Origin of the sequence: Salinisphaera sp. G21_0, assembly GCF_017744115.1 — a bacterium.
GTDB lineage: Bacteria > Pseudomonadota > Gammaproteobacteria > Pseudomonadales > Endozoicomonadaceae > Endozoicomonas.
Genome location: NZ_JAGHQW010000092.1, coordinates 1 through 12,321, shown reverse-complemented (window position 1 = coordinate 12,321; position 12,321 = coordinate 1). Strand labels below are relative to the sequence as shown.

The 12,321-nt window shown below is 46.8% G+C and carries 7 protein-coding genes and 3 pseudogenes; 5 read left to right on the top strand and 5 right to left on the bottom strand.

Going from position 1 to position 12,321, the window contains the following annotated elements; genetic code table 11:
• The 3 genes and pseudogenes from J7439_RS24040 to J7439_RS24030 all read left to right on the top strand — a co-directional run.
• The coding region (locus tag J7439_RS24040) for an ankyrin repeat domain-containing protein (protein WP_353623116.1) at positions 1–3,539 on the top strand (3,539 nt) is incomplete at its 5' end.
• 91 nt (positions 3,540–3,630) lie between these two features.
• Complete coding sequence (locus J7439_RS24035) at positions 3,631–3,990, top strand: sigma factor-like helix-turn-helix DNA-binding protein (protein ID WP_209204587.1); 360 nt, start codon at positions 3,631–3,633, stop codon at positions 3,988–3,990.
• A gap of 31 nt (positions 3,991–4,021) precedes the next feature.
• Positions 4,022–4,135 (top strand): annotated as a pseudogene (locus J7439_RS24030) (ATP-binding protein); the annotation flags it as partial.
• Positions 4,136–4,213: 78 nt separating this feature from the next.
• Here J7439_RS24030 and J7439_RS24025 read toward each other — a convergent pair.
• Positions 4,214–4,399, bottom strand: coding sequence for a hypothetical protein (locus J7439_RS24025; protein WP_209204586.1), 186 nt, complete (start codon positions 4,397–4,399; stop codon positions 4,214–4,216).
• 165 nt (positions 4,400–4,564) lie between these two features.
• Here J7439_RS24025 and J7439_RS24020 point away from each other — a divergent pair, with 165 nt between their 5' ends.
• The gene (locus J7439_RS24020; RefSeq protein ID WP_209204585.1) at positions 4,565–7,219 is read left to right on the top strand and encodes an ankyrin repeat domain-containing protein; all 2,655 of its coding nucleotides are present in this window, start codon (positions 4,565–4,567) and stop codon (positions 7,217–7,219) included.
• A gap of 192 nt (positions 7,220–7,411) precedes the next feature.
• Here J7439_RS24020 and J7439_RS24015 read toward each other — a convergent pair.
• Together J7439_RS24015 and J7439_RS27615 are read right to left on the bottom strand one after the other, a co-directional pair.
• Positions 7,412–8,521: pseudogene (locus tag J7439_RS24015) on the bottom strand (IS1634 family transposase); the annotation flags it as partial.
• Positions 8,505–8,567 (bottom strand): hypothetical protein, encoded by a 63-nt coding sequence (locus J7439_RS27615; protein ID WP_502950442.1) that lies wholly within the window; start codon positions 8,565–8,567, stop codon positions 8,505–8,507. The gene J7439_RS27615 and the pseudogene J7439_RS24015, both read right to left, overlap by 17 nt.
• A 276-nt stretch (positions 8,568–8,843) precedes the next feature.
• Between J7439_RS27615 and J7439_RS24005 the strand changes: the two genes are divergently transcribed.
• Positions 8,844–11,099, top strand: coding sequence for an ankyrin repeat domain-containing protein (locus J7439_RS24005; RefSeq protein WP_209204583.1), 2,256 nt, complete (start codon positions 8,844–8,846; stop codon positions 11,097–11,099).
• A 79-nt stretch (positions 11,100–11,178) separates the two neighbouring features.
• Here the strand turns inward: J7439_RS24005 and istB are convergent, their stop codons facing one another.
• Together istB and J7439_RS23995 are read right to left on the bottom strand one after the other, a co-directional pair.
• Positions 11,179–11,934 carry an IS21-like element helper ATPase IstB gene (istB, locus tag J7439_RS24000; protein ID WP_209204582.1) on the bottom strand — a complete coding sequence of 252 codons (756 nt, stop codon included), beginning with the start codon at positions 11,932–11,934 and terminating at the stop codon, positions 11,179–11,181.
• A 34-nt stretch (positions 11,935–11,968) separates the two neighbouring features.
• Positions 11,969–12,321, bottom strand: a pseudogene (locus J7439_RS23995) (IS21 family transposase); the annotation flags it as partial.

Genomic DNA, 12,321 nt, shown 5'->3' with positions numbered 1-12,321 from the left:
AAAAAGGCCACACAGAGGCCATCCAGACATTGCTGGACTTTGACCCCTCCCTGGCCAAAGAGAAAAATAAGTTTGGCGAAACGGCTCTCCACGCAGCTTCTTTTTTTAAAGGCCACACAGAGGCCATCCAGGTATTGCTGACCATTGCCCCTTCCCTGGCCAAAGCGAAGGATAAATATGGCCATACAGCTCTCAACATAGCTGCTGAAAAAGGCCACACAGAGGCCGTCCAGATATTGCAGGCCTTTGACCGCTCCCAGGCCAAAGTTAAGGATAAGAATTTCGAAACGGCGCTCAATTTAGCTAAGGGCTTAAAAAAGACCGTCAAGGTATTAAAGAACTTTGCTGTTTTCCGGGCCGATCATGAAAAAGACAACAGTAAGCTCACAACCAAGGTGAAGATCGACGATACCAAAAAAGCTGACAAAACAGCTCAGGCTGGCTCTGTTGCCACTAACGATCCTGCCCCGACTGATAGTAAAACTGCGGTTGACTCTCGTAAAAAGTCATTCAATGAAGGCCCGGATAATGACCCGGAACCACGGGAACTGTCAACAATTGAGTCTCCCGCTATCAGCGAAAACAGAACTGCTATGGCTGATTCTGCTGCTGAGGTGGACAGCATAGTATACCCGCAGGAATATCCGCACCCCGGGGAAGTGAAGACCAAAGACGTTGATGAGCTTGGGAAATCAGTTCTGCACAAATTGGCTGAGCAGGGCAAAGAAATGAGTCTGTTTACTGAACTCTATGGAATCTCTGAAGAGGATAGAAACCAAACTGACAACAGTGGGAAAACACCGCTGCATTATGTTGCTGAGAAGGGCTTCAAATCATGTCTGGAACAACTATTCTCTAAAGCGAATATCAACAAAACTGACAACAGTGGAAAAACACCGCTACATTATGCAATTTTAAACAAGGACAAGGACAAGGGTGAGAAATTTCTGGAAGTATTTTGTAAGAAAGTTCAGCATTTCTCGCCCACAAATATTAGTCATGCCTTGCGATTAGCCATCGATGAAAATTATGACAGCGAAAGTACAGAGAAACTGGTCAATAGGATACGCCTGGAAGAGGAAGATAAGGACGAAACTGACGGTAAAACACTCCTGCACTACGCGGCAGAAAAAGGCCACAAAAATTACCTGGAAAAATTTCTGGAGAAAGCGAAAAGGGAAGGGAAATTGGCAGAATCCATCAATCTTCAAGATCATAAAAAGAGGACACCCCTGCACTATGCAGCCGAGAAAAAGCACAGTAATTGTCTTCAGTTACTACTGAAGAAAGACAAAGAATTAACATGCATCAATGCTAAAGATGAAAATGGTGACACCCCACTGCTCCTGGCTGATACTGATGCATGCGTAAGAGAGCTGATAAGGGCTAAAGCTGATGTGCATGAGAAAAATAACAAAGGTATAACGCTAATGCATCGTATAGCCATGTCAGAGAATAGAATTAATTGGCTGAATGAAAATTACAAATCTTTAAAAGAAGATATTATTAAACCTGACAAGGACGATAATACTCCGCTGCACTATGCAGCTTATAACGGTAATAAAAGATTTCTGCATGTGATCCACACCAACGAAAAAGGAAAAATATTTAAAAAAGATACCATAGATAATAATTTCCATATTAATAATAAACAAGGGGTTTCACCACTGCTTTTGACTATTCATAATGACAATAAAAACGAGTGCCTGAAAAAACTAATCAAAATGATAACACTAGATAGCGACCAGCTTTCGAGGTTATTTCTGTATGCTGCAGCTTATGGCAAAGAAGATTGCCTGCAAAAGATTTTTGATGAAAAGCTTAACGAGAAAATAGATATCAATCACACAGTCCAGAATAATGGTATGGCTGCTTTGCACTATGTCGTTATAGATAAATGTTGGAACCACAATAGTTCGCAGGAGGTTCAAGGATATAAAGAATGTCTTGAGCACATACTCTCCTTTGATGAAAAAGTGGACGTTAATCTCAAAGATAACGAAGGCAAGACACCATTACATTTGGCTGCCGAGGCAGACAATATTTATTGCCTGAAAAGGTTGTTAGACCACGCAAAATGCTTGCCAGACCGTACAAAATTATCCAAATTAATCAAAGCTGCTGATAAACAAGGCAAGACACCATTACATTTGGCTGCCGAGGCAGACAATATTCAGTGCCTGAAAAGGTTGCTAGACGAAACAAAAGACACAGTTATGATCAATGCTGAGGATAAACAAGGCAAGACACCATTACACTTGGCTGCCGAGGCAGACAATATTCAGTGCCTGATAGGGTTGCTAGACCAAACAAAACACCCAGTTAATATCAATGCTGAGGATAAGCAAAAAAATAAACCCCGGGATTTGGCTAAAGAACACTCTCTTTGCCAAGAGGCTCTGCAGGAGGACTGGAGTAATCTCAACGGCTGCGAACGCAAAGATAAAGGTAAGTATTATCTCAACAAATATAAAAAATGTTTTGAAGGACAAGTCTATCAGACCAACTACCAAAATGAAAATGCTCACAGTCAAAGTAATCCAGTTGGCTTATCAGATGGTTCTATTCACTATCAAGAAAAAGTATTTATAGATAAAGAATTAGTTGAGCGTCTTGATGAAATTGAAAAAAAGTATCCAGAATTGAATTTTATCCCTTGCCCTGAAGTTAGCTCCTTTGTTGTTTTAGCAAAGGATTTTTTTGATAAAATCATTGAAGGTAGCCATGAAGATGCAATTTTCGGCTATTCCGGAATTAGAGGAAACCGCAATACCAAAAATCCTAAAGACCTGAAACAAATCTACGTTCCCGTACAATTTATACCTGGCTCTGGACTATATGATTTATCACTGGAGGGCTATCCTTTCCATATTGAAGGCACTAAGGGTAAAATTATTGAATTCTTGGGTAAACATGATGAATACCATTTTACGGTAAAAAGTATTGAAAAAAAAGAGCAATCAAAAGCCAGAGTCAGTGTGAATATAAAGTTATGTCTGGATGATTGTGATCTGCCAAAAATGGTGAGAAATTTTTTTGTAGCTCCAATTAAAGACACTTTTGGTCAAATACCATTAGAGTTTATTGGGGGAATTTTTGAACATGCGGATTTACAAGGCTTGCTTAAGAAAATTTCTGATGCTGTTAACACTAGTAAGGAAAAGCTTCAGGAAAAACTTCAGGAGGAAGTTGTTAAAAACGCAGGAAAAATGCAGGAAAACCTTGGTAGCGAAGCAGCAAAACAACCTGAAGAAATAAAATCCAGGAAATTCGACAGCACCATCAATAAAATTCGCAACGAATTAAAAAGGCTCAACGAAAACGAAACTGATATTGGTACAGCATTGTCAGAAAATAATTTTGAGGTTTGCAGTGGCCCCATCCATTTACTGTATAACATCAAGAACGATCAGAAAATTCAAATTGAATTTGACCGGTTTGAGTCATCAAACAGCCCCGCCCGTTTACAGATCAACTCAACCGGTAGCCAGGTAAAGTTCAAAGATTTATCTGAAGCATTGAAGGTGCTTTTTAAATAAAATAGATTAGCCAGAATATTTCATAAACACCAGAGTTCCAAAGTAAACGACAGCTCTTCACCGTTGAAATCTGCCTGAATGATTTTTTCATTTGAAGGGTAAAACTAAGCTTCGTGAAGTTTTCAGGCTCAAATTTGAGCACCACCTCAGTGAGCGAAAGATAGCCCAAAGCTGCAATATCTCCCGCTCAACCGTTAAAGATTATCTGGCCCGGCTTTCGGTTTCTGAACTGACCTGGCCACTGCCTGAATCGATTGATGAGCATACGCTGGAGCAGCAATTGTTCCCCGTCAAACCATCATCGAACAAGCAGGCTCAGCCTGACTGGAGTCAAATTGATCAGGCATTCTTTACCCTGCCGACACTGAACAAGGCAATTCGCAGCCTGCTCGATGAACTCAAGGCTATCCAGCTGCCTTGGTATCATGAGGCTGGGAAAAAGTTATGGTGATGCACGCCTTGAAAACGCCTGTCGTCGTGCACTGGCAGATGCGATTCTGGACCGGCTGATTCATAACGCTCACCGCGTCCCTTTAAAGGGTGAGTCACTGCGCAAGAAACAGGCAAAACTGGCAAAGTCCGAACCTGCATCCTAAGCTGCAAACCGATTCGTCGCTCCGCTTCGATAGGGGTGGCCGAATGCTCCGGAATGCGCAGGCGCGGCGCAGTACCTTTTATCTCTTCTGAATAAATGCCTTCTGGCCAACACCCACAGATTCACCTTTGACGGTAATAACCGAACCATCCCGAAGCTCTGCCTGACTGGTACCATTGCTGTTATTAGCGGTAATGGTGGCTACAACCCGCGCCCCTTCAGTAATCATCGTCTTGAACTGTTGCCAGATATTTGTGGTTGCCATTGCTTGCATTCCGGATAAACGATCACTGTCTAGCGAAAATTGGTTCCGTGCCTGACTTTTGATTTAAACGACAATCTTCTTGTTAAAAATTCTGTTTTTTGTGGAACTAACCCTGCTGATTTTTTGTCCTACTCGAAGTTTTGAGTCAAATGGCAGACTAAAGCGATGGATGGTGTCGGTAGAAATAGGTCAGATGTCCGCTTTAATTGCTCTTCTATCTGTATAAATGACGAACATATCAGAGGACAATTTGATGGACACTCACTGGTCGAAACCTCCTGCAAACCGGAACGCCACGTTTTTCGCTTGGGGTGCATCACCCGACACCTTCTTGATAAGCAGAGTGAAACAAGTCTTGATCAACGCCGATGCACTGAATGCGAGCAACCGGCACTGCCACTGATTCGTAAGGGCGGGGAAAGCGTCGATGACGACGAATCACCTTATTGTGAATCCCGGATGCTTAATGTCTGCCGTAGCGGTAATCTGAGAAAGCTGAACTGGCATCTGGACAAAGACAAGACGTTGGCCAATCAGCCTTACCGCTCGGCGCTCACCGGTCATTCTGAATACCTGTTAGATGTCGCCTTAAAGCACCAGCATACGGATTTAGCCCGGACTCTGATCGACCACGGTGCCGATGTCAATGCCGCCGATCATCAGGGTGAGACGCCCCTGCACACTGCTGCCAGAAAAGGTGACTGGGAATTTTTCAATTACCTGAACGATCCGATACAGATCGATGCCCCCGATGGGGAAGGTCAAACACCGCTGCATATCACCGCTGCCAATGGGGATAAAACATGCCTGAAAAAACTGATTAAAAAGGGAGCGAACGTAAATGCCACCAATAATAACGGCGAAACAGCCCTGCATTTAGCCGCTTGTTGGGGGCAAACCGGGTGCCTGAGAAAACTGCTTGATAAGAAAGTGGATGTCAATGTCAAAACATATATAAATGGTGCTACGCCCCTGCATATGGCCGCTCAGAACGGCCACATAGAGTCCGTCTGGGAGCTGCTGAAAAATTATCAAACCCCAGTCTATGAACAGATGAACGATGGCTGTACGCCTCTCCACTTAGCTGCTCGTAATGGTCACACAGAGATCGTCAGGGCATTTAAGGAAATTGCCTCCATGTGCATCCAGGTTGATGTCAAGAATAACAATGGCGATACGGTTCTCCACGAAGCTGCTCGTCAAGGCCACACAGAGACCGTCAATGCATTGCTGGACATTGCACCCACCACGGCCATTTATAAAAATAAAGATGGTGCCACGGCTCTCCACTTAGCTGCTTTTGAAGACCGCACTGATACTGTTAAGACATTGCTGACCAGGGCTTGTCTAGAGCCGGAGGTTCTCAGCGTCATGGTTAATGCTAAGAACAACAATGGCAATACAGCTCTCCACTACGCTGCTGATAAAGGCCACACAGAGGCCATCCAGATATTGCTGACCATTGCCCCCTCACTGGCCAAAGAGAAGGATAACAATGGCTGGACGGCTCTCCACAGAGCTGCTGAACAAGGCCACACAGAGGCGATCCAGACATTGCTGGCCTTTGACCTCTCCCTGGCCAAAAAACTGGCCATAAAGAAAAATGACTTTGGCCATACGGCTCTCCACTGGGCTGCTGCTAAAGGCCACACAGAGGCCATCCAGACATTGCTGGACTTTGACCGCTCACTGGCCAAAGAGAAGGATAAGAATGGCCAAACGGCTCTCCACTACGCTATTTATAATGGCCAAACAGAGGCCATCCAGGCATTGCTGAACTTTGACCGCTCACTGGCCAAAGAAAAGGAAAAGAATGGCCAAACGGCTCTCCACGCCGCTGCTCTTAAAGGCGAAACAGAGGCCATCCAGACATTGCTGGACTTTGACCGCTCACTGGCCAAAGAGAAGGATAACGATGGCTGGACGGCTCTCCACAAAGCTGCTGCTAAAGGTCACACAGAGGCCATTCGGGCATTGCTGAACTTTAACCCCTCACTGGCCAAAGAGATGGATGACAATGGCTGGACGGCTCTCCACAGAGCAGCTGAACAAGGCCACACAAAGGCCATCCAGACATTGCTGGCCTTTGACCGCTCCCTGGCCAAAAAACTGGCCATAAAGAAAAATAACTTTGGCCATACGGCTCTCCACTGGGCTGCTGCTAAAGGCCACACAGAGGCCATCCAGACATTGCTGGACTTTGACCGCTCACTGGCCAAAGAGAAGGATAAGAATGGCCAAACGGCTCTCCACTACGCTATTTATAATGGCCAAACAGAGGCCATCCAGGCATTGCTGAACTTTGACCGCTCACTGGCCAAAGAAAAGGAAAAGAATGGCCAAACGGCTCTCCACGCCGCTGCTCTTAAAGGCGAAACAGAGGCCATCCAGACATTGCTGAACTTTGACCGCTCACTGGCCAAAGAGAAGGATAACGATGGCCAAACAGCTCTCCACTTCGCTGCTATTAAAGGCCACACAGAGGCCATCGAGACATTGCTGGACTTTGATCGCTCCCTGGCCAAAGAGAAGGATAAGAATGGCCAAACGGCTCTCTACGCCGCTGCTCTTAAAGGCCAAACAGAGGCCATCCAGGCATTGCTGGACTTTGACCGCTCCCTGGCCAAAGTTAAGGATAAGAATTGCGAAACGGCGCTCAACGTAGCTAACTTAAAAGCCCCGGACCCGGCACCACGGGAACTGTCAACAATTGAGTCACCTTCTATCAGCGAAAACAGAACTGCTCTGGCTGATTCTGCTGCTAAGGAGGACAGTATACCCGCAGGAATATCTGCACCTCGGGGAAGCCAAAGACGTTGATGAGCTTGGAAAAACAGAGCTGTACAAATTGGCTGAGCAGGGCAAAGAAATGAGTCTGTTTACTGAACTCTATGGAATCTCTGAAAAGGATAAAACCAAACTGACAACAGTGGGAAAACACCTCTACATTATCCAATTTTAAACAAGGATGAGAAATTTCTGGAAGTATTATGTAACTGCCTTTCACCACCCCTATCCGGAGCACAACGACTCGTAAAAAATGCCCAAAATCTGAATGATCGTCCATTGTCTTTCCTTCAAACCGACCACTTGTTCTTTTGACCCTTAAGACATTTATTCCCTGGAAACAGAAAAACACCCATCTCGCCGTTGGATTCTGGCAGGGCTTCTTTTTCTGGTTTGAAAATACTCGGCTCTGCTTTTTCAGCTCGTGCCTTATTCTGTGCTGGATAGCAGCATAGACCATCAGGCACAGTGTCATCACCATTAACAGAGCTTCAATGCGCTCAGCTTTCTTCAGATAGAGTGAAGAGACCAGAAAGTCCGGGCTTTTCAGGAATCGAAAGCCGCCCTCAACCTGTTGTTGTGACTTGTAGGTAGACAACAGCTCCGTGGCATTCATACAATTCTGATCCAATTCATTGGTATCCGGGATGAAGCAACCCAGTGAGACCTGTGCATTCTCCCTTCTCTCACAGGGAACAAAGCATTCAGCCTGCACAAAGTATTCAAAGTGGTCGGGCTTGCTATCCGGCGATGGCCGTCCTTTGCCCAAATAGCAGGGTTTACCGGTAACCTCAAGCTCCGTTGCACTCTGGCAGAGTTTCGATTGTTTCTGCCACAAGGTAAAAGCCTTCAATGCATCGTCCCGGCATAAAAAGACTTTTTTACCCAGTTTTTCCAGATCACGGGCCTCTTTCAGTGACTGCTTCTGCATCTTTCGGGTCAGTGTTTTCTGTTCACTGAGCCTGCGCTTTTTGTTGAGAAACAAGAACCATCGTTGCTGAACCTCTCCATAGCAAGAAGGCACTTCAGTCGAGTAATAATCTTCATAACCTTCAACCGGCTCCAGTGACATGGCTGGCGCTTTGCCGACCAGCTCCTTTGCGTCGTTGATATTCAGGGGCACCCGAGAGATAAACAGCTGCTTTTGCTCATCAGGCAGCTGGAGGGTTTCAGCAACGTACATGGCGGCATCAGCGACCAGATAGCGACTATTGAAAGCCGCCTTAAAACACGACAGATGGTTTTGATAATTTCCTTAAAACAGGTTTTGTCGTTTACATTACCACTGGCAGGTGCCATAAATACTGGAATACCAGCCTCATTTTCGGTCATTAGTTATACGCGCATCGATGTATTCGGTTATCTTTAGCTCCCGACACATAGCGGCAACCAAGCCAAGGTGGTTCAGGTTCTTAAACTGGTATTGAACTGGCAACATGTCGATGTTCCTGAATATATGATCAATCCTTTGACAGATATTTGTGGTTGCCATTGTTTGTATTCCGGATAAACGATTACTGTCTAATGAAAATTGGTTCCGTGCCTGACTTTTGATTTAAACGACAATCTTCTTGTTAAAAATTCTGTTTTTTGTGGAACTTGCCCTGCTGATTTTTTGTCCTACTCGAAGTTTTGAGTCAAATGGCAGACTAAAGCGATGGATGGTGTCGGTAGAAACGGGGCAGATGTCCGCTTTACTTGTTCTTCTATCTGTATAAATGACGAACATATCAGAAGACAATTTGGTGGACACTCACTGGTCGAAACCTCCTGCAAACCGGAACCCCACGTTTTCCACCTGGGGTGCATCACCCGACACCTTGATGAGCAGAGTGAAACAAGTCTTGATCAACGACGATGCAGTGAATGCGGGCAACCGGCACTGCCACTGATTCGTAAGGGCGGGGAAAGCGTCGATGACGACGAATTACCTTATTGTGAATCCCGAATGCTTAAAGTGGATGTCAATGTCAAAACACATACAGATGGTGCTACGCCCCTGCATATGGCCGCTCAGAACGGCCACATAGAGTCCGTCAAGGAGCTGCTGGAAAATTATCAATCCCCAGTCAATGAACAGATGAACGATGGCTGTACGCCTCTCCACTTGGCTGCTCGTAATGGCCACACAGAGATCGTCAGGGCATTTAAGGAAATTGCCCCCATGCGCATCCGAGTTGATGTCAAGAATAACAATGGTGATACGGCTCTCCACGAAGCTGCTCGTCAAGGCCACACAGAGACCGTCAACGAAATTCTGGCCATTGACTCCACCCTGGCCAAAGCGAAGAATAACGATGCCGAAACGGCTCTTCATTTAGCTGCTCGTAAAGGCGACACAAAGGCCATCAAGGCATTGCTGACCATTGCCCCCTCCCTGGCCAAAGAGAAGGATAACGATGGCTGGACGGCTCTCCAATGGTCTGCTGCTAAAGGCCACACAAAGGCCATCCAGACATTGCTGGCCTTTGACCGCTCCCTGGCCAAAGAGAAGACTAACGATGCCCAAACGGCTCTCCACGCCGCTGCTCTTAAAGGCCAAACAGAAGCCATCCAGACATTGCTGGACTTTGACCCCTCCCTGGCCAAAGAGAAGGATAGAAATGGCTTGACGGCTCTCAACTACGCTGCTGAAAAAGGCCACACAGAGGCCATCCAGACATTGCTGGACTTTGACCCCTCCCTGTCCAAAGAGAAGAATAATGATGGTTTGACGGCTCTCCACTCAGCTGCTTATGGAGGCCACACAGAGGCCATCCAGGCATTGCTGGACTTTGCCCCCTCCCTGGCCAAAGAGAAGGATAGAAGAAATGGCTTGACGGCTCTCCACTCAGCTGCTTATAGAGGCCACACAGAGGCCATCCAGGCATTGCTGGACTTTGCCCCCTCCTTGGCCAAAGAGAAGAATAATGATGGCTTGACGGCTCTCCACTTAGCTGCTTATGGAGGCCACACAGAGGTCATCCAGACATTGCTGGACTTTGACCGCTCCCTGGCCAAAAAGAAGGCTAACAATGGCCAAACAGCTCTTCACTCAGCTGCTTATCAAGGCCACACAGAGGCCATCCAGGCATTGCTGGACTTTGACCGCTCCCTGGCCAAAGAGAAGAATAAATATGGCAGAACGGCTCTCCACCTCGCTGCTTTTAAAGGCCACACAGAGGCCATCCAGGCATTGCTGGCCTTTGACCGCTCTCTGGCCAAAGCGAAGGATAAATATGGCAAAACAGCTCTCAACAAAGCTGCTGAAAAAGGCCACACAGAGGCCATCCAGACATTGCAGGCCTTTGACCGCTCCCTGGCCAAAGTTAAGGATAAGAATTGCGAAACGGCGCTCACTTTAGCTAAGGGCTTAAAAGAGACCGTCAATGTATTAACGTACTTCGCTGTTTCCCAGGCCGATCATGAAAAAGACAACAGTACGCTCACAACCAACGTGAAGATCGACGATACCAAAAAAGCTGACAAAACAGCTCAGGCTGGCTCTGTTGCCACTGACGATCTTGCCCCGACTGATAGTAAAACTGCGGTTTACTCTCGTAAAAAGTCATTCAATGAAGGCCCGGATACTGACCCGGCACCACGGGAACTGTCAACAATTGAGTCACCCGCTATCAGCGAAAACAGAGCTGCTCTGGCTGATTCTGCTGCTGAGGAGGACAGCATAGTATACGCGCATGAATATCCGCACCTCGGGGAAGCCAAAGACGTTGATGAGCTTGGGAAAACAGAGCTGCACAAATTGGCTGAGCAGGGCAAAGAAATGAGTCTGTTTACTGAACTCTATGGAATCTCTGAAAAGGATAGAAACCAAACTGACAACAGTGGGAAAACACCGCTGCATTATGTTGCTGAGAAGGGCTGCGCATTCCGGAGCATTCGGCCACCCATTCCACTAACATTCGGCCACTGATTCCGGAAGTATCCGGCCACCCATTCCGGTAACATTCGGCCACCCCTAATCGGAGCGCAGCGACGCATCGATTTGCAGCTTAGGACGTAGGTTCGGACTTCGCCAGTTTTGCTTGTTTCTTGCGCAGTGACTCACCCTTTAAAGGAACGCGGTGAGCGTTATGAATCAGCCGGTCCAGAATCGCATCTGCCAGTGTCGGATCACCGATCAGTTCATGCCAGTGATCAACCGGCATCTGGCTGGTAATCAGCGTGCTCTTGAGGTTGTGCCGGTCTTCAAACAGCTCCAGCAAATCTCGCCTCTGACTCTCGTTTAAGGGGGCAAGCCCCCAGTCATCCAGAAGGAGCAGGTCGGTTTTGGCCACCGTCGTCATGATCTTCAGGTAACGACCATCAGCACGGGCAAGGCTCAGGTCCTGCAGCAGTCTTGGCAGTCTCTGGTACTGGACTGTATAACCATCACGACAGGCTTTCTGAGCCAGGGCACAGGCCAGCCAGGTTTTACCAACCCCGGTTGGTCCGGTGATAATGACGTTTTGATGATCCTTTATCCAGCCACTGCCCAGTAACTGTTGGAACTGCTCACGCTTGAGACCGCGAGGGTGGCGAAAGTCAATGTCTTCCATGCAGGCATGTTGCCTTAGTCGTGCATTTTTTAAACGGGTTTTCAAGCGACGGTTATCACGAACAGTAACTTCACGATCAACCATCAGCCCCAGCCGTTCATCAAACGACATTTGTTCTATGTCTGGACTGTTTAATTGCTCATTAAGTGCTTCATACATGCCGGACAGTTTCAGTGTTTGCAGTTTTTCTAAAGTCGGATTCAATAACATGGTTCTGGTTCCTTTCTCTATTATTCGTCATGGATTAGTTGAAGTAGTCAGAGCCACGAAGGTTCTCATGATGATCCGGCAATGCAGGTTCCGGTTCCAGTTGCGGCAGCGGTTGTTGATCCAGGTTGTGCTTCAGGATGGATTCGAGACTGCGATAAGAGCAGGCATCAGTATACAGTGCACGACGACAGGCGTTTTCAAGGCGGGCATCACCATAACTTTTTCCCAGCCTCATGATGCCAAGGCAGCTGCGATAGCCTTGTTGCGGATAGCGACGGTCTGAGAGGATTCGTCGTATCACTGCTTCTGTTTCAGGCCCTGTTTGGGCAGCCCAGTTCTGGAGTCTCTCAGGTGTCCACTCGGCATGCTGTCTGTGCTTTTCCGGCA

Bases quoted from the DNA above. Each gene is read 5' to 3' on its own strand.
- J7439_RS24025 (WP_209204586.1), bottom strand. From the start codon at position 4,399: ATGGCAACCACAAATATCTGGCAACAGTTCAAGACGATGATTACTGAA.
- J7439_RS24020 (WP_209204585.1), top strand. From the start codon at position 4,565: ATGGATGGTGTCGGTAGAAATAGGTCAGATGTCCGCTTTAATTGCTCT.
- J7439_RS24005 (WP_209204583.1), top strand. From the start codon at position 8,844: ATGGATGGTGTCGGTAGAAACGGGGCAGATGTCCGCTTTACTTGTTCT.
- istB (WP_209204582.1), bottom strand. From the start codon at position 11,934: ATGTTATTGAATCCGACTTTAGAAAAACTGCAAACACTGAAACTGTCC.